Annotated in this window: 23 protein-coding genes; 21 read left to right on the forward strand and 2 right to left on the reverse strand. The window is 70.3% G+C overall.

What is annotated here, in order from left to right:
- The first annotated feature begins 389 nt into the window (after positions 1-389).
- The 19 genes from BLW76_RS09590 to BLW76_RS09675 all read left to right on the forward strand — a co-directional run bounded on the left by BLW76_RS09590 (position 390) and on the right by BLW76_RS09675 (position 11,253).
- The gene (locus BLW76_RS09590) at positions 390-1,562 is read left to right on the forward strand and encodes an AAA family ATPase (protein WP_091305524.1); all 1,173 of its coding nucleotides are present in this window, start codon (positions 390-392) and stop codon (positions 1,560-1,562) included.
- A 32-nt stretch (positions 1,563-1,594) separates the two neighbouring features.
- Entirely contained in the window at positions 1,595-3,352 is a 1,758-nt protein-coding gene (locus tag BLW76_RS09595) for a VWA domain-containing protein (protein ID WP_091305526.1), read from the forward strand.
- Positions 3,353-3,429: 77 nt separating this feature from the next.
- Entirely contained in the window at positions 3,430-3,690 is a 261-nt protein-coding gene (locus BLW76_RS09600) for a hypothetical protein (protein WP_091305527.1), read from the forward strand.
- A 60-nt stretch (positions 3,691-3,750) separates the two neighbouring features.
- The gene (locus tag BLW76_RS09605) at positions 3,751-4,008 is read left to right on the forward strand and encodes a hypothetical protein (RefSeq protein ID WP_091305902.1); all 258 of its coding nucleotides are present in this window, start codon (positions 3,751-3,753) and stop codon (positions 4,006-4,008) included.
- Complete coding sequence (locus BLW76_RS47640) at positions 4,005-4,229, forward strand: hypothetical protein (protein WP_143060576.1); 225 nt, start codon at positions 4,005-4,007, stop codon at positions 4,227-4,229. Before BLW76_RS09605 ends, BLW76_RS47640 begins: the two co-directional genes overlap by 4 nt.
- Positions 4,230-4,359: 130 nt before the next feature.
- Positions 4,360-5,040: a hypothetical protein gene (locus BLW76_RS48385; protein WP_091305528.1), complete on the forward strand. Its 681-nt coding sequence runs from the start codon at positions 4,360-4,362 to the stop codon at positions 5,038-5,040.
- 27 nt (positions 5,041-5,067) lie between these two features.
- Positions 5,068-5,451 (forward strand): hypothetical protein, encoded by a 384-nt coding sequence (locus BLW76_RS09615; protein WP_091305530.1) that lies wholly within the window; start codon positions 5,068-5,070, stop codon positions 5,449-5,451.
- Between the two features lie 39 nt (positions 5,452-5,490).
- On the forward strand, positions 5,491-6,009 hold the full coding sequence (locus BLW76_RS09620; RefSeq protein ID WP_091305531.1) for a hypothetical protein: 519 nt from the start codon (positions 5,491-5,493) through the stop codon (positions 6,007-6,009).
- Position 6,010: 1 nt separating this feature from the next.
- A complete protein-coding gene (locus BLW76_RS09625; protein WP_091305533.1) occupies positions 6,011-6,328 on the forward strand; it encodes a hypothetical protein in 318 nt (105 codons plus the stop codon).
- A gap of 429 nt (positions 6,329-6,757) precedes the next feature.
- On the forward strand, positions 6,758-6,979 hold the full coding sequence (locus BLW76_RS09630) for a hypothetical protein (RefSeq protein ID WP_091305534.1): 222 nt from the start codon (positions 6,758-6,760) through the stop codon (positions 6,977-6,979).
- A 37-nt stretch (positions 6,980-7,016) separates the two neighbouring features.
- On the forward strand, positions 7,017-7,262 hold the full coding sequence (locus BLW76_RS09635) for a hypothetical protein (RefSeq protein WP_091305535.1): 246 nt from the start codon (positions 7,017-7,019) through the stop codon (positions 7,260-7,262).
- Complete coding sequence (locus tag BLW76_RS09640; protein WP_091305537.1) at positions 7,262-7,750, forward strand: hypothetical protein; 489 nt, start codon at positions 7,262-7,264, stop codon at positions 7,748-7,750. Before BLW76_RS09635 ends, BLW76_RS09640 begins: the two co-directional genes overlap by 1 nt.
- Positions 7,747-8,565, forward strand: a complete 819-nt coding sequence (locus BLW76_RS09645; protein ID WP_091305538.1) for a hypothetical protein — start codon at positions 7,747-7,749, stop codon at positions 8,563-8,565. Before BLW76_RS09640 ends, BLW76_RS09645 begins: the two co-directional genes overlap by 4 nt.
- Before the next feature lie 45 nt (positions 8,566-8,610).
- Positions 8,611-8,970 carry a hypothetical protein gene (locus BLW76_RS09650; protein WP_208613248.1) on the forward strand — a complete coding sequence of 120 codons (360 nt, stop codon included), beginning with the start codon at positions 8,611-8,613 and terminating at the stop codon, positions 8,968-8,970.
- Entirely contained in the window at positions 8,967-9,305 is a 339-nt protein-coding gene (locus BLW76_RS09655; protein WP_091305539.1) for a hypothetical protein, read from the forward strand. Before BLW76_RS09650 ends, BLW76_RS09655 begins: the two co-directional genes overlap by 4 nt.
- Positions 9,302-10,144 carry a hypothetical protein gene (locus tag BLW76_RS09660; protein ID WP_091305541.1) on the forward strand — a complete coding sequence of 281 codons (843 nt, stop codon included), beginning with the start codon at positions 9,302-9,304 and terminating at the stop codon, positions 10,142-10,144. Before BLW76_RS09655 ends, BLW76_RS09660 begins: the two co-directional genes overlap by 4 nt.
- A gap of 102 nt (positions 10,145-10,246) precedes the next feature.
- On the forward strand, positions 10,247-10,600 hold the full coding sequence (locus BLW76_RS09665) for a helix-turn-helix domain-containing protein (protein WP_244170101.1): 354 nt from the start codon (positions 10,247-10,249) through the stop codon (positions 10,598-10,600).
- Entirely contained in the window at positions 10,597-11,031 is a 435-nt protein-coding gene (locus tag BLW76_RS09670; RefSeq protein ID WP_091305542.1) for an HIT family protein, read from the forward strand. The genes BLW76_RS09665 and BLW76_RS09670 overlap by 4 nt, the downstream gene beginning before the upstream one ends.
- Before the next feature lie 30 nt (positions 11,032-11,061).
- Positions 11,062-11,253 carry a hypothetical protein gene (locus BLW76_RS09675; RefSeq protein ID WP_143060579.1) on the forward strand — a complete coding sequence of 64 codons (192 nt, stop codon included), beginning with the start codon at positions 11,062-11,064 and terminating at the stop codon, positions 11,251-11,253.
- Between the two features lie 130 nt (positions 11,254-11,383).
- On the opposite strand, the gene BLW76_RS09680 is transcribed toward BLW76_RS09675, so the two are convergent.
- On the reverse strand, positions 11,384-12,244 hold the full coding sequence (locus BLW76_RS09680) for a COG3415 family protein (RefSeq protein ID WP_091305546.1): 861 nt from the start codon (positions 12,242-12,244) through the stop codon (positions 11,384-11,386).
- Between the two features lie 455 nt (positions 12,245-12,699).
- Here BLW76_RS09680 and BLW76_RS09685 point away from each other — a divergent pair, with 455 nt between their 5' ends.
- Positions 12,700-13,134, forward strand: coding sequence for a hypothetical protein (locus BLW76_RS09685; protein ID WP_091305547.1), 435 nt, complete (start codon positions 12,700-12,702; stop codon positions 13,132-13,134).
- Positions 13,135-13,668: 534 nt separating this feature from the next.
- Positions 13,669-14,793, forward strand: a complete 1,125-nt coding sequence (locus tag BLW76_RS09690; RefSeq protein WP_244170102.1) for a hypothetical protein — start codon at positions 13,669-13,671, stop codon at positions 14,791-14,793.
- A 152-nt stretch (positions 14,794-14,945) separates the two neighbouring features.
- On the opposite strand, the gene BLW76_RS09695 is transcribed toward BLW76_RS09690, so the two are convergent.
- Positions 14,946-15,929 carry a C40 family peptidase gene (locus BLW76_RS09695; protein WP_091305550.1) on the reverse strand — a complete coding sequence of 328 codons (984 nt, stop codon included), beginning with the start codon at positions 15,927-15,929 and terminating at the stop codon, positions 14,946-14,948.
- Positions 15,930-15,963 lie beyond the last annotated feature (34 nt).

The raw sequence follows: 15,963 nt of genomic DNA on the forward strand, positions 1-15,963 counted from the left end.
GGGCAACTCTGGTGCCTCGCTCGCCTGCTCGCGACCTCCTGTCCTCCTTTTATTTTACTTATCCTCTGTTTATCTGCAGCTACACTCGTCGCCGGCGTTCCCATTCTGACGGGTTCTGTAATGGCGTGACCTGCGCAAACGTGACCGGAAAATGCATGCTTTCCGCCGAAAGCTGGCCAAAATTCCCCGAATTTGTTCCGGAAAACTATTGCGTGGCAGTGCGGCATCGAGTTACGTTTGTCGTGTCACCGGGAAAGCGGAAAACCAAAATAGGCGACCGCCCCGAATGTGAACCCACAGCGTTTACCGCCCGCCGCGCCATTGTTAAAAAAGGCGCCTTCCGTGAATCCACCCGATGTCGCCCGCACATTCCGCGAAAGGAACTGCCGATGACCACGCCAGCCACGACTCCGGCCCCGGGCGCCGCGCCCGCCGCCCCGGGCGCGGCGACCCGGCTGCCCAGCGGCGAACTCCGCCGCATGGTCGCCGAACAACTGGCCAGCGACCCGACCGCCGCACTGACCCCCGGTGCCATCGCGGCCAAACTCGGCGGCAAGTCGTCCGGGGCGGTCGGGAACGCCCTGGCGACCCTGGAATCACGCGGGGAAGCCGAACGGGTCGGCATCAATCCGGTCACCTACCGCGCGACCAGCACCACGGCCGACGCCGCGAAAACAGCGACCGTCAACCCGCGCGGCACCACACCCGCACCGCCCCCGCCCGCCCCGTCCGCGCCGCCCGTTGCCCCGCCTGCCGCGCCCACCGTGGTGACCGGTCCGGTGCGCCGACCCAACGGGCAGATGTACCACCCGCGAAAACTGGGCGGGATGTCGGACGTGACCGCGTTGCGCACGCTGCGGGAGGCGGGGGTGTTCGCGCTCGTGTACGGCCCACCCGGAACCGGGAAAACCTCGCTCATCGAGGCAGCGTTCCCCGACTTGGTCACGCTCCAGGGCGACAGTGGCACGGTGGTCGACGACTTTGTCGGTTCCTACACACAAACCCCGGACGGCTACGAGTTCTGCTACGGCCCGCTCGTGACCGCGATGCGGGAAGGGCGGCCGCTGTTCATCGACGACGCCACCCTCATCCCGCCGACCGAGCTGGCCGTGGTGTACCCCGCGATGGACGGGCGCGGACAGATCACCATCAAGTCCTACAAGGGTGAAGTGGTGGACGCCGCCGACGGGTTCTACGTCGTGGCCGGACACAACCCCGGGGTGCACGGCGCGGTCCTCACCGATGCGCTGTCATCGCGGTTCGGCGCCCAGATCAAGGTGTCCACCGACTACGACCTCGCCCTTCAGCTGAAGGTCGATGAGAAGGCCGTGCGGGTGGCGAAGAACCTCGCCCTACGTCAGGAAAAAGGCGAGATCGGGTGGGCGCCGCAACTGCGCGAGCTGCTCGAATTCGCCCGCATCTCCCGCGCTGTCGGTGCCGACTTCGCCGCCGGGAACCTGATCGGCGTCGCGCCGGAGGAGGACCGCGAGGTGGTCGCCGTGGCGGTGCGGAACGTGTTCGGTGCCAACGTCATCCCGCTGGCCCTCGGGTCGCAGTTCTAGCCCGCCGACCGTCCGGAAAGGACACAACTACGATGACCGCCCACGTGGCCACACCGACCGCCAACCCGACCGCGATGTTTCCCGCCGCCCCCGCGTGGCTGACCCTGTCGGCCGCGTTCGGGAACGAGGTTCCCGCCATCGCCGACCGCGACGACCTCGTGGTCACCGTTGCCCCCGGAGCGGGCAACGGCGCGCCCGCCTGTTTCTTCCCCGACCTCGCCACCATCGAGGTCGACGGCGTGCACCTCGCCCCCGGGGTCGACCCGGCCACCGTCGAACCGCACCGGATCGGGGACCGCAAACGCTACCGCACCATCTGGGGACTGCTGACCCACGAATGCGGCCACGCCCGCCACTCCCGCTGGCGCGCACCCGACGACGCACCCCCGGGCGCGGCGGCGGCCGCCGACTTGCTGGAAGAGTCCCGCATGGAAGCGCGGCACGTGCGCCGCCGACCCGACGACCGGTACTGGCTGCGCGCCAGCGCCACCAACCTCATCCTCGCCGACACCAAAGCCAACAACCCCGCCGCCGCACCACAAATGACCGCACAGGGCGCCGCCCGCAGCGCCGCGCTGCTACTGGCCCGAGTGGACGGTGGCATCCTCAACCGCCGCGAAGTCGCCCCGGTCACCCGGGTGGTGCGCTCCGTTCTCGGCACGAACACCCTCGCGAAACTGCGCCGCATCTGGCGCGCCGCACACCGCACCGCCGACGACGACGCCACCAGGATGATCGAACTCGGGCGGCGCTGGTGCGAGGCCCTGGGCACCGACCCCACCCAACCACCCGCGCCCGATCCCGCCGCCAGTAGCGGTACCGGCGCGCCGTCGCCCCTGGCGAGTGCGATCACCCGCGCCGTCACCGCGATCGGCCGCGCGGTCGCTGCCGAACCGGCCCCCACCGACCCCGTCACCGACGCGATGAACGCCCGCGCCGCCGACGACAAGGCACGCCAGCAGGCGCACACCGACGCCACCACGGTCTTCGACGGAAACCCCGGACCGGGCAGCGCCACACCCGGACCACGGCGCAAGCACATCCAGCGCACCCGCGCGCCCCTGGCCGAGGAAGCCACCGCCGCACGCCACCTCGCCCGGGTGTTGACCACCGCCGGAGTCCGCGACCGCACGGCCACCAAAACCACCTCGCGGGTGCCACCGGGACGGCTGCGGATGCGCGGGGCGATCAACGCCGACGCGCAACGGGCGGCGGGCGCGATGCCCAGTGCCGAACCCTTCACCCGGACCACCCGCACCACCGTGCCCACCCCGCCGCTACGGCTTGGCATCGCGTGCGACGTGACCGGATCGATGGGGGCGTTCGCGGGGCCCGCCGCGTCGGCTGCCTGGATCCTCGCCCACGCCGCCCGCCACGCCACGGTGCCCGCCACCACCGCCACGGTGACCTTCGGCCGGGGCGAGGTGCACCCGCTCACCCATCCCGGGACCGCCCCGGCCCGGGTGAGTGTGTTCAACGCCAAAGGCGGCTCGCACCCGATCGACACCGCGATCAGCGCACTCGACGGGGCGCTCGGCCTGTCCCGTCCCGACGCCGCCCGCCTGCTGGTGGTGATCAGCGACGGCGCCTTCGAACGCAGCACGAAGGAACCGGGGCAGGCGATGCTCGACCGCCTGCGCGCCACGGGCTGCGCCGTGCTGTGGCTGACCCCCGACAGCCCCCACACCGCCCCGATGCGCGGGGCCACCGTGCACACCCTGACCGACCCCGCCGCCACCGCCCGCGCCATTGGACAGGCCGCCACGGCCGCGCTGCGCGCCACCCGCTGAACCACCGCCCCGGGGCGGACACCATCCGCCCCGGGGCGACCAAAACCCCACGACCGCAAGGAAAGGAAGCGCCAGCCATGACCACCTCAAAGCCCAACGAGGTCCGTGACCTCTCCGACAACGACATCCTGCGCGCGGCGCTCATGACCGCCACCTGGGCCGCCCACGAGGTCTTGCTGGACCCCGACGACCTCGCCACGGCACGCACGCAGGGCCACCCGCTGCGGATCATTCATTTGCCCGACGGGCGAATCCTGGTCACCGCCGCGCATGCGCCCACCTGCCCGCTGATCACCAGCGGCGGCCAGTCGCTCTGCGACGACCTCAACTGCGAGTGACCGACCACCGAAGCAATCCCACCGCCACCCACTGCCCCGAATACCCGTGAGGTGATCACCATGTACCGCAACGACATTACGACCGTCGGCGCGCTGATCGCGGCCCTCGACCGCTACGACCCCGACACCCCCGTCCGGTTCGCCACCCAACCCGACCACCCGTTCGCGCACACCCTCGGGCACGTCGTGTGCACGCCGGACGACACCGACGCCGACGGCGCCCCGCGCACCGAGCCGCGCGTGGTGTGGCTCGGTATCGACGAGCAGGAGGGCTACCTGCCCGCATCCGCCGCCGACGCGCTGGGCTGGTCGCGATGAACCCGACGAAGCCCGCCTTCTGTGCGACATGCCGCGCCTACGACTGGAATGAGCAGCACATCTGCGTGGACTACAACGGCCAGCCGTGCGCGCAATGCGGCGAGCCCACACTGATCGCCCAGATCGGTGCGCCCGGCTACGGCACGGTGCGCGTATGCCGGGCCGGACACGAGGAAGAGCTGACCCCGTGCGGGATTCTGGACATCTGGGCCGTGATGTGACGACACCGCACCGCCCAGCAGAACTCCCACCCGGCCTCGCAGAGAGCCGCAACCGCGCCGGCACTCGCCCCCAACCAACCCCTCGTCCCGCCGCCTCGCGCCGGGATAGTCGAAAGGACACCGCGTCATCATGACCACGCGTATACAGCGAATAGCCGCCGCTGCATTCGCCCTGACCGCCGAGCTGGACGGGTCGTGGGGACTGGCGACCGGCCGCTACGTCCGCCGCGACGTCGACCTGTGGCGGGCGCTGCTGCTCGTCGGCCCGGCAGGTGAGGTTCTCCGCGTTCACCAGGTCTACGGCGACCACCCCTGGGCCTACCACCTCCAGCCCATTCTCCCCGAGGACGAAGACCGAGACGCCACAGGATGGAACGGACAGCAGCACGGCATCGACCGCCCATGGAGGAACCCGCGAGGGTGGTCTTTCCCTGCTGATCGCAACCCGCACGGCATCACCATTCCGGTCAACGCCCCGGCCCGCGAGGCAGCCGAACTTCTCGAGATGACGGTCCTGCCCGACTACCGCTACTGGTCGAAACGAATCCGGGCCCGCAACGCACACCGCCAGGAACGGCTGCAGAACGACCTCACGCAAGCCGTCGAGATGGCGCACCGATTCGGCGGACCGGTCAACGTCGTATCCCGACGCTACAGCGACAAAACCACAAGCAAGCTGCCCGACGGCCGCTCGGAAATCACCCTCTACACCGCTTCGCCGCGCGTGGAGATGCGGTTCGTCGTCCACCGCGACCGCGCCATGACCATCGCACCCGATCTGGCCCGCCTCTTGGGTTTCCTCCCGTCCTGACCACCCCCAGAGCAAGGAGGCACCGCGATGCCGCGCCACGTGCACCAGCCACGAGCGACAACCACCACCGACGCGACCGCCTCACCGATCGGCGACGTCGTCGACCGCAGCACGGGCCTCCCGCGCCTGCTCACCCGCAAATGCGAGACGTGCATCTTCCGCCCCGGCAACCTCATGCACCTGAACGACGGCGCACGCGACGACATGGTCCGCGCCGCGCTGGCCAGCGACAGCTGGATCGTCTGCCACGCCACCTTGCCCGCTGCTGGGATCCCGGTCGGAGAGCAGGCGATCTGCCGAGGCTTCTGGGACGTGCACGCCCGCGACTCGTCCGGCTGCCGCCTCGCCGTCGCGTTCGGCGGCCCTGTCCTCGTGCCGCCACCCACCGAACCCGACCATCCGAACGCCTGACAACACCCACCGACCACGACGAGAGGAACCACCCCCACCGTGACCACGGCACTTCAGTCCCTGACCGATCGCGCGATCGCCGCCGCCCGCCGCTCCCGCGATATCGCACCGCGCGAGTTCGCCGACCGCGCCACCCTCCGGCTGCGCTGGGACCGCCGCGCGGTCACCGCCACCAACGTCGCCACCGCGCTCGGCGTGCCCGTCGACACGGTGCTCGTACGCGACGACCCCGACCGCCACTACGGCATCGGGACGAGCCGGATGCCGGGAGATCTGATCGAGGTCCACGGCGACGACGGCGCGCGGTGGCGCTTCATTCCCGACCTGGCCGGATTCAACCCGATGTGGGGGTGGCTGCTGCTCGGCGAGTGCCCGTACTGCGAGGCGCCAGGGGTTCCGCTGACCCGCGTCGCCGGCCTCGCCGACCTCGGCGCCCACCTCGCCCCCGAGTTCGGCGAGCACGGCGCGGACGCCGCACCCCCGGAGTTCCACGGCGACCCCGGCCACCACCCGGACTGCCAATTCGCCCCGCCCACTACCGACACGGAGGCCGAGTGAGATGGCCACGCGCACCGACTTCTACCTCGGTACGGGCCCGGGCGCCATGTGGCGCCGGTCGCTGATGTTCGCCGGTCATCCCGACAATCTCCTCAAGGACTTCGACGGACGTACCGCGCTCACCTCGGTGGCGCCCTCGCGCTACGCCTGCGCGGTCGAGGACCTGCTGACGACCTGGCCGATCCGGCGACTCGGCGCCGCGTTCCTACCGCAGCACCGGTCGCCGTGGGCGTGGGAGACCAGCCACCGCAACGACTGGATCCATCACCTACATCGGCGGCCCCGACGGCAGCGTGCACATGACAGCGGGCGGCGGTGACCACCGGCACCGCCTCGACCCGACAACCCGCACCCGCCCCTGCGGTGCGACCCGCCGGACTTCGCGGCATGGCAGCGCAACCCCGCCGCACCGCCAGCACTGCCGCTCCCGGTCTACCGCAGCCCCCACCCGCCGACCACCGAGATCGCCCGCGCTGACCGCTGTTCCGAAACCCAGTGCCACATCCCGAAAGGACAGACCCCGCGATGACCACCTTCATGCCGATTCCCTGGAACCTCTACCACGCCGCCGAACCCCAGGCGGGCGAGATTCTGCCCGCCCTGACCGGTCGACTCAGGCGATCTCGCCCGGTCGAGCAATTCGCTCCGGACTGGGACTACATCCTCACCGGGAGCGCCTCGACGGTGTCGGTGGTGGCGGCATTGCACTGCGGCCACCACCGACGTCCCCGAGCGTGCGTGGCCGCAGGTGCTGCGGCTGTACTGCCCGGCCGCGTGGCGGCTGCTGACCGAGGCCGGGATTTCGTTCGAGCAGTGGAATCTCGGCCGGTGCGATGCCGTGCTGTGCGCCCGGGTCGCGGCCACCGCCAACACCGAACTCGGCGGCTACGCCGTGTTCGCCGTCCTGGACGTTCCCGCCGCCGTCGCCGAGGTCGTCGCGACCCTCGGCAGCGTCCCCACCTTCGACTGACCCCGATTCCGTTCGTGCCCACGGAGGCGAACAAACCATGCAGGACACCAAGACCCGTCTCATGTGGACGGTGCTGGCCATCGCGCTGCCCGGACCGTGGACCCCGGTTATCGTGCTGGCCTACCTCCTCAGCCGCGCCGTCGAGGACCACCACGCCCCCGGCCACCACCTTCCGGCGATGCCGTACTGCCCGCGCGATCCCTACGCGTGCGTTCCCGCCCCGGCCCCGGTCCGGGTCGGCGGGAACCCGTACGCGCCGCCCCAGCTGACCGGGAGCCGATGATGTCAACCAAGACGGACTTCTACCTCGGGCGCGGCACCAGCGCCGAATGGCTCGGCTCGATCGCACGCAACGCACACCCCGAGGACGTCCGCGCCGTTCCGCCCGGACGACTGGCACTGACCAGCACCGACGCGGCCACCTACCGCGCCGCCGTCGACGACCTGCTCGTCGTGTGGGCCTGCGAGGACCTCGGCGACGCCTACCCGCGTCGGGGCGGCTGGCCATGGCCGTGGTGGACCAGCCATATCTCGAGCTGGATCGTCGCGTTCGACCCGGGCGAGAAGGCGGTGTTCATCACCGTCGGCGGCGGCGTGGCGTGGCACCGGATCAACCCCCGCTGCCCGGAAATGCCTGAGGGCGACGACCCGCTCGGCCCGCCCGACCTGGCGGCATGGGTACGTGACCCGGCCGCGCCGCCGTCGGTGCCGATGCCGCTGATGCGCGACCCCGCCACTGGACTCCCTACACCCGCAGGAGCACCACGATGAACTGTCCGACCACCCACGACTTCTACCTCGGACGCGGCCCGGACGCCGAGCTGGTCGCCTCGATCGACCTCAACCACTGCGCCTGCACCAGCCTCGCCGCCATCGAACGAGCGGGCACCACGGAGGAGTTCCGCCGGCGAGTCGAGCGCCTCTGCGCCACGATCCACCGCGACGAGACGGGCTACGCAACCAGCCCACCGTCGGCGACCTGGCAGTGGTTGTGGCCGACCAGCCACGGCACCGACCGAACGTATGCCTTCGACGACGGCGCCGTGTGGACCTGCCAGCGCGGGCAGCGCTGGTCGGCCCGCGCGGGCGACTACGTCCCGCCCAGTCCGGACGAGGCCCTTGTGGTGTTCCCGCCCGGTCGCGGCACCTGCGGCTACACCGGGATCGACGCCGCCGACACCACCGCCCGCCGCTACGGCCCGCTGCTCGGCCGAACCCACTGCGACGACATCGACGAACTCGGCATGCGGATCCTGGCCGACCTCACCCTGCCACCAGGCCCGGGAACACCACCCGAGCTCGCCGCGCTGCGCCTGCGGCTGGCCCCGGAACTGCGCTACGCCGTCACCGCCGACTCCTCGGCCGTGGAGCTGGAGATCGAGGTTCTCGGCTACCGCGACGGCGACCCCGCCGCCGAACTCGCCCGCGACGCCCTGGCCAGCCTGCCCGCCCTCTACGGATGGACTGACCCCGAGGGCGGCCCGCCCCGCTTCGGCGTCCGCGTCCTTATCGCCGACGACGATCGCGAGACCAGCCACCCCGTGCTGGCCCATCGCCGCACCCGGGCGGTCTTGATCGTCCGCTGAAATCCGCTGGCCCGACCACCTGGCACGACGATCACGGAAGACACCATGACCCACGACAGCTCACCGCACCCACTGACCAGCACCGAGACCGCTGCGACCACGGCGGCCCCGCGCAGCGCCGCCGAGCACTACGCCGCCGCCGAGACACTGTTCGCCCGCGCCCGCGCGATGCACCCGGAACTCAGGAGCCGCGCCGCCGACGAGGACGAGTACCGGCGCTGCCTGGACTGGGCGGATATGCATCTGCGTCTCGCCGAGGCCCTCACCGCCGGAGCCGGACTCCTCGCCACACAGCTTCGGCTCAAGGCCGACGGCTACCGGCTCCTGACCCACCTCGGATCCGAGGCCTACCAATGGGACACGTTGCTCAAAGACCTTCACCGCAAGCCTGAGGGGACGCCATGACCGCGCACACCGCCGACGCCATGCCGCTGGAGCCGAACTGCCCGAAATGCGACGCCGAGATCGGCCAAGCCCACAACGCGAGGTGCGACGTGGCGACGTGCCTGGCCACCGGGCTGCAGCGCCTCGACCACCCGCCGACCTGCCCCTGCCCACCGGACGTGTGGACAGGGCAGCGAGTCGGGACCGCCGAGTGCGCGGAGTTCGGCTGGATGTTCGGACCCGGACTGCCCGACCTCAACCGCCTCTTCACCACCGCCACCTGGGACCCGGGTACACGCCGCTGGACCCGCCCCGACACACCGCACACCACCGCCAGCGAAGGAGAAACGCGATGAGCGCGCTCACCACCACCCGGGACTCGTCCGCGGACGTCGACCTCGCCGCCGGCGAGCACTGGGTCGAGCTCGTGCCCGCCGCCCACGGCGAGCCGCACCAGCTCAGCTTCCCCGCCGTGATCGAACCCCGCCGCCGCCACGGGCTGTGGGTGCGGCCCCGGCTGCGCCGGGAGGTCGCCGAGGTTGTGTGCGAGTGGCTGAACCTGGTCTACCCGGTCGATCCGGACTGGTACCCGCTGGCCCGCTTTGAGGATGACCGGCTGGTGGTCTTCACCGGGGACGCCGCCCACCAGCGCCACGAGATCGCCCTCGGCGACGACGGCCGCTACCCGCTCGGCGAGATGGGCCGCTGGTTCCTCTCCGGGCCGACCCGCACCCCCGCCCTTCTCGACCGCCGGGAGGAGGTCCTGCGCGACGCCGCGCGCCGCCCTCCTCGTCCGGGCGAGACCCTGGTCACCTGCGCCCCCGGCAACCCGTCCCGGAGCGGGTTCCCGGCTCGGATCGAGACTCGTCCTGGGCAGGCGTGGGTGCCGGTGTTCCGGCCGGAGATCGCCGAGGCCGTCGCCGCGTGGTGCACGACCAACCACGTCCGATGCCCTGACGAGCACCCGCTGGTGCACTTCGACGGCGACACCCTCGTCCACGTCCACCAGCGCTGGCGTGCCCGCGACAGTTACCTGCCCTGGCGCATCGGCCCCGACGCGGACGGGAACTACCCGATCGCGGGCGACGAGTGGGCTTTTGAGGCGGTGACCGAGAAATCCGAGGGGGAGGTGCACGAGGCAACGGCCGCACCGGCCTGGCCCCGGCTCAGCGAAGGTGACGCCGGCTCGCTATAGATGACGCCGCGGCTCAGCTCCTTGACTCCGGCTCACTGAACCTGAATCCGCTCTGCCAACATCAGCGAGATTCACTGGAGTCGAGGACGCAGGGAGAAGCTGGTGGCTGGCAGTCTGCGCGCGGTGTTTGGTGGCCGCAGCACGAGAGAATCGCGGGGCGGCACGATCGACGACCCGACCGACCCGATGAGCAAGATGTTCTTCAGCGTCCTGGCCACCTTCGCCGAGTTCGAGGTCGACCTGCTGCGGGCGCACACCCGCGGGGGGATGGCCATCGCGCGTGCCAAAGGCAAGCGTCCCAAATTGTCCCCGGCCCAGCAGCGACATCTGCTCCGATTCCATCGCGAGGGCAAGCACAACGTCGTCGAGTTGGCCGAACTGTTCAACGTCTCCCGGCCCACGGTCTATCGAGCGTTCAACCGCGCGGCGACATCACCGGCGAGGGCCACGCGATGACCCACCCGCCGTGCGTGTTCTGCGACCTGCTGGCCGCCGGCCAAGCAACCTGGGTGGCGAGGGAACCCGAAGCCGCCGCGTTCTTCCCTCTGCCCGACTCGGCCCTGGCCCCCGGGCACACGTTGGTCGTGCCCCGACGGCACGTTGTCGGCGTCCTGGACGCCGACCCGCAGACTCTGGCCGCCACCGTGCGCCTGGTCCAGCGCGTGGGCCAAGCCATGACACACGCGCTGGAGGCGACCGGGGTGGTAGTGCTGAACGCTAGCGGCCCCCACTCCGGGCAAAGCGTGCCCCATCTGCATTTCCATGTCGTGCCACGCTGGCCCGACGATCAGGCTCACCTGTGGCCCGCTGATCGCTCCCGCCACCACGTCAACGGCGACGCCCACCACCTGTTGGCCGCCGCGCTGCGTCACGACCAGCCCCGATGATCCTCCGCGAGAGGCGAATCGGATCTGATGATGTACATCCACGAGCCGCCCGGCTACACCTGCCCGTTCTGCTTCCTACTCGCCAGCGGGCAGACCCCCATCGACGGCTCGCGACATCGTGGTGCGCACCCCACGCGCCACCGCGCTGGTCGCATCGGGCTGGTGGCCCACAACCCCGGCCACGTGCTGGTGATCTCCAACGCCCACCACGAGAACCTCTAGTCGTGACGTCCGCGTTGGGGCCGAGTCACCGCGCACGAAGGCGCGGGGCCACCGCCACGATAATGGCGGTGACCCCGCGCGCGGTCGGCTACCTGGTGACCAGGGAAGCGAAAACCGACGAGCCGCGTGGTCACGCGGTGGGGGCAGGGACCGGGGCGTCTGTCTTCTCCGGGTTGATCGTGAACCGCTTCGGCGCCTCGCACGTCTTGATCGCGTAGCCGTCGGCAACGAGCTTCTCCAGCGCGTTGTTCACCGCCCCGCCGGAGCGACCGAGATCCTTGCCGATTTGGGCGGGCCCGAAGCTCTCGCCCGAGCGCTCGGCCAGGTACTCCTCGACCAGCCCCCGCAAAGCACCCTTCGCCAACCGGTCCTTCCCCGTCGACGCAGCCTCGGCCGACACCACGCTCGAACCCGGCGAGTCCACGGCGGCGCTGAGCTTGTCGTCGTTCACCGGTGCCTCAGGCGACCGGGTGTGGTTCTCCTGCCTGCTGTCGTCTTCGGTGGCGAGGGCAGGCGCACCGTCGGCGACCGCGACGACCGTAGCGTCCGTACGGCTTCCCGAGTCGTCGGTCGCCGTCTCATCGCTGGCGGGGCCCTCTCCATCGTCGCTGATCGGTTCGGTTTCCTCGATGGCTGCGACGTCCGCCGGGGCGGCCTTGTCCTCGGAATCGGCACGTGCGGCCGCGTCCGGCAGTGTGTCCTGCGGTTCGGACGCGGTGGTACCGGTGTCCGACGGGACGAGCGTCCACGTGTCGGGCTTGCGGGGGCCGTCACCTGCGGCGCGCGTGGCCGCGCCGTCGCGGTCCCAGCGGGCGAGGATCTTCGCGGCGGTCGAGCGGCCCACCCCGGCCGCAATCGCCAGTTCGGCGGTCGTCGATCCGGGTTTGGCGGCCAGCACGGCGCGCACCTTGTCTTCCGTGGTCGGTGCGTCATTCGTGCCGGAGACGGCGTGCAGGGGACGGTTGGTGGTGGCGGTGTTCTTCTGGGACATGACGTTCTCCGTGTGGATCGGTGGGAAGGGGAATGGTCATGCCCCGGCCGGGGCTTGGCCCGCCGGTGCGCATCCGGTGGTTCGGGCTACACGACTATGGACGCTTCGTCACTGCCTCCATGTCAAGCGATCCATCAATATTCGTTCGTCTCTTGTGGACGGTTTCCCGTCACGGCGTGCGCCGCGCATAGCATCGCGGCCGGCTGATCGTCCAGCGCGATGGCGGATACGGTTCGCAAATCACCCCGTCGCGGCCGGAAATTCATGCCGGGCTTGACATCGACGACGTATCGAGCGTGGATGGACCCGTCACCAGCCAACCCGTCGCCCCGACGGCACGACGCCGGAACACCCCTGATCGAGTCAATCCACGCTCCGGGTCAACGGCGCCGTGCGACCGTCCACCCGACAGTGCGGCTGGAAGCAAACCCCAATTATTGGAGGGTCTATTTGTCATGACCGATGACACCGTGACGACCAATGCTGACAGTGTCCGGTACTTGATCGGCGATCATTACGACGAAACGGCTGACTGGCCGATCGTGAAGCTCGCCGACCGGCTTCGCACCGACATCCTCGACGTGCAACGCGACGACATGATCCCGGCCGAGGCCGCCTTCGTCGTGGACGCCGACGAATCCAGCCCGCAGCCGCTCATCCACATCACCATTTCCGGACTGCACACCCTGCATGGCACCGACAGGTTCCTGACCCGGGAAGGCCCGACTCTGTCGGCGACCATGACCGTGTTCGGGCTGGCCAGCAACTACAACCGAGTCGAACGCGCACGGCCCGCGAACGCCCGTTTCCTCGTCCAGATCGACGCTGTCACCGCTGACGGCGCGCCCTACAGCGTGCTGGTCGGGACGATCCATCGCTGGGACTGGTAGGCACCCGTCGTCACGACCGATGTGCGCCGCGCTCCAGTTCGGCACGCAACGGCAACGGAGTCGTGGATGCGACCCTCTCGTCCGCCCGGTCGCATCCACGACTCCGGCCGACTCTCGAACCCACCGTTAGGCGAACGTGGACGAACCGCGCGAACCTCGCCTGCGTCCGCTGTCTGCCGCCACCTCGATGTCGAGATGCGACTGCTCAAGGGGAAACGGTGGCAGCGTGTGGGCATCTGGCCCAATGTGGACGGTCGATGGCCGCACCTGATCGCGCCGACCGCTTCGGCGATCGCCAGTACCACGCCCGCCGAACCGTGATCTCCGCGCAGGCCGCGCTACGTCGAACCTCCCATCGTTCACACCTGTCGACCACCGCGCAAACCTGAATGACGACGTAGTTGATGTGACGACGGACGGTGTCCGCACACCGGCCGCGCACAGCGACGCGACCGGCCAACCCGCGTGGGCGCGCCCCATGTTGCTGCTCCCAATCGGCGAGCTTCGCCATCGACCCGGCAAAGGAAACTTGGCATGTCCATTGTGATATCCGCGCGTGATGTCCCCGAAATCAGGGCGCGTATGGCAGCCTGGGCACGTGATCCCGGCGCCGACGGCGCGGCCAACTGGTTCACGTTCTGGCTCGGCCCGCACCCCGAGCAGGCCACCGACTCGCGGGTGTTCAACCGCGCCGACGACGTGTCCGCGCTCATCAGCAGCACGCTGGCCGCCCAACTCCCGGTCGCCGAGCTGTTCTACGTGTCCGACGAGATGACCGACCTGGCCGGACACGCCGCAACGACGTTGACCGACTACCGCCTGCATCCCGAGGACCTGCCCGCGCCGGTCGGGATCATGGTCTACGCCCACCCGCCCGTCCCGGGCACCGCCACCAGCAGCCACGACGGCCTCACCGTCGTGTCGTGGGGACCCGGGCGCGGCGGGCTGTGGGTGCATACCTGGGCTTCCCTGAGCGCGGAGTGGACCAATGGGGCGTTACGGATCGGCCGAGTGCTGGCCGGGCTACCCCACGAGCACGTGCTCGAACGCGCTATCCGAGGCTCCCAGCACCCTCTGGCCGACCCCGAACGCAACCCGCCGACGACGGCGCAGGCCGCCGACTCGTTCGCCGCCGGGCTGCTGCCGAACCTGCGGCGCGCGCCCATCCCGCCCTCGTTCTCCCCGGCGCATGGCTACGAATGGCGAGGGCTGACGCCGATGGAGTTCACCGAGATGCAGGGCTGGCCCGGCTACGTGGCCAGCAACGGCGAGGGCATGGACGCTGACGCGAAGATCGCGCAGCAACGCGCCATCCTCGCCACGTGGCTGATGATGGGCCAGACGCTGGTCCGTTCCGAACAGCTCACCGCGCCCCGCGCGGCGCGCCGCCGCATCGCGCGCGAGGACCCGCATCTGGACCCCACCGTCCGCTACATCGACCTGCGCCGCGCCCGCACCGAACCGCCCGACCACACTGCCGAGGAAAGCCGGACGAGCACACGAGAATACCGTCATCGCTGGATCGTTCGCGGCCATTGGCGGAACCAGTTCTACCCCAGTCGAAACGATCATCGTCCTATTTGGATCGACCCGCACCTGGCCGGTCCGGAGGACAAGCCCTTGCTGGGCGGTGAGCGCGTGAACGTGCTGCGCCGTTGAAAAGTTACGGTCACACCGGTCACGGCGGCCTGCGACCACACCCTTGTCGCCACGACGCCGTGTCCGCGCGCAGAACAAGGTCGCGCACGTGGACAGCGACGCCCGACGGCACTCCGCTGCGATCGATGCGGGTGTCGGCGTCCTGAAAGCCGTTACGGCGCAACGCGAGCCGCCGGTCGTGTGGCGCCGTAGTAGTCGTCGCCCGGATGACGGTAGGGACGAATTCCGATGGTTTGGCCGACGTCCGGTGAGTCGATCATGTTGCCGCTGCCGAGGTAGAGGCCGACGTGGTGGACGCGTCCTGCGGTGGCGTAGTAGACGAGGTCACCGGGCAGCAGTGGCTGGCCGTCGGGGACGTGGGGTCCGGCGGCGTACTGGGCGCGCGAGGTACGAGGCAGGGCGATCCCGGCGGCGGCGTAGGCGGCTTGGGTCAGGCCGCTGCAGTCGAATCCGCCGTCGGAGCCTGTGCCGCCCCACAAATAGGGCAGCCCACGCTGCCCGCAGGCATAGTTGACGGCGGCCATCGCGGCGGGTGAGGCAGCCTGGATCATGTCGCAGTTGCCCGTCCCGGCCACGGCGGGCGCGGGGTCACACCGGACACCCGACACGGCCGCCACGATCGCGCGTGCAGTGCCCTCGTGTTTGGCGTAGGCGCCGGGGAAGCCCGAGCGCTGCACGGCTTGCGCGGCGTCGGTCACGCTCATCTGCTGCCAGTTCGGGATTGCCTGCAGGCGCTCGAAGAACTTCGCCGCCGCGTAGGTGGGAGTGGTGATCTGGTCGGGGCTGCCCCAGCCCATCGACGGGCGTTGCTGGAAGAGCCCGAGGCTGTCCCGATCGCCGTAGGACAGGTTGCGCAGCCCGGATTCCTGGAGCGCGGCGGCGACCGCGACCACCCACCCGGGCTCCGGCACGCCCCGCTGTTTCCCGACGCCGACGATCACGGCGGCGTTGCCCAGCTGCTCGGCGGTCATGCCCGGTACGGCCCCGGTCGGTGTCCCGTCGGGGGTGCAGGTCAGCGATCCCGGCGACGAGCGGCTGCTGAACAGCTGGCCGACGATGCCGGTGGCCTGGGCGCCGATGAGCAGCGGGATGGCGAGGACGACGGCCGCGATGCCGGCGCCGATCTTGCTCCCCACGGCAGTGCTCCTTTCCTGGTAGCGGCATCGGGAT

Source organism: Amycolatopsis tolypomycina (assembly GCF_900105945.1).
In the GTDB taxonomy this organism is placed as follows: Bacteria; Actinomycetota; Actinomycetes; order Mycobacteriales; family Pseudonocardiaceae; genus Amycolatopsis; species Amycolatopsis tolypomycina.

Bases quoted from the DNA above. Each gene is read 5' to 3' on its own strand.
- BLW76_RS09590 (WP_091305524.1), top strand. From the start codon at position 390: ATGACCACGCCAGCCACGACTCCGGCCCCGGGCGCCGCGCCCGCCGCC.
- BLW76_RS09595 (WP_091305526.1), top strand. From the start codon at position 1,595: ATGACCGCCCACGTGGCCACACCGACCGCCAACCCGACCGCGATGTTT.
- BLW76_RS09600 (WP_091305527.1), top strand. From the start codon at position 3,430: ATGACCACCTCAAAGCCCAACGAGGTCCGTGACCTCTCCGACAACGAC.
- BLW76_RS09605 (WP_091305902.1), top strand. From the start codon at position 3,751: ATGTACCGCAACGACATTACGACCGTCGGCGCGCTGATCGCGGCCCTC.
- BLW76_RS47640 (WP_143060576.1), top strand. From the start codon at position 4,005: ATGAACCCGACGAAGCCCGCCTTCTGTGCGACATGCCGCGCCTACGAC.
- BLW76_RS48385 (WP_091305528.1), top strand. From the start codon at position 4,360: ATGACCACGCGTATACAGCGAATAGCCGCCGCTGCATTCGCCCTGACC.
- BLW76_RS09615 (WP_091305530.1), top strand. From the start codon at position 5,068: ATGCCGCGCCACGTGCACCAGCCACGAGCGACAACCACCACCGACGCG.
- BLW76_RS09625 (WP_091305533.1), top strand. From the start codon at position 6,011: ATGGCCACGCGCACCGACTTCTACCTCGGTACGGGCCCGGGCGCCATG.
- BLW76_RS09635 (WP_091305535.1), top strand. From the start codon at position 7,017: ATGCAGGACACCAAGACCCGTCTCATGTGGACGGTGCTGGCCATCGCG.
- BLW76_RS09640 (WP_091305537.1), top strand. From the start codon at position 7,262: ATGTCAACCAAGACGGACTTCTACCTCGGGCGCGGCACCAGCGCCGAA.
- BLW76_RS09645 (WP_091305538.1), top strand. From the start codon at position 7,747: ATGAACTGTCCGACCACCCACGACTTCTACCTCGGACGCGGCCCGGAC.
- BLW76_RS09650 (WP_208613248.1), top strand. From the start codon at position 8,611: ATGACCCACGACAGCTCACCGCACCCACTGACCAGCACCGAGACCGCT.
- BLW76_RS09655 (WP_091305539.1), top strand. From the start codon at position 8,967: ATGACCGCGCACACCGCCGACGCCATGCCGCTGGAGCCGAACTGCCCG.
- BLW76_RS09660 (WP_091305541.1), top strand. From the start codon at position 9,302: ATGAGCGCGCTCACCACCACCCGGGACTCGTCCGCGGACGTCGACCTC.
- BLW76_RS09670 (WP_091305542.1), top strand. From the start codon at position 10,597: ATGACCCACCCGCCGTGCGTGTTCTGCGACCTGCTGGCCGCCGGCCAA.
- BLW76_RS09675 (WP_143060579.1), top strand. From the start codon at position 11,062: ATGTACATCCACGAGCCGCCCGGCTACACCTGCCCGTTCTGCTTCCTA.
- BLW76_RS09680 (WP_091305546.1), bottom strand. From the start codon at position 12,244: ATGTCCCAGAAGAACACCGCCACCACCAACCGTCCCCTGCACGCCGTC.
- BLW76_RS09685 (WP_091305547.1), top strand. From the start codon at position 12,700: ATGACCGATGACACCGTGACGACCAATGCTGACAGTGTCCGGTACTTG.
- BLW76_RS09690 (WP_244170102.1), top strand. From the start codon at position 13,669: ATGTCCATTGTGATATCCGCGCGTGATGTCCCCGAAATCAGGGCGCGT.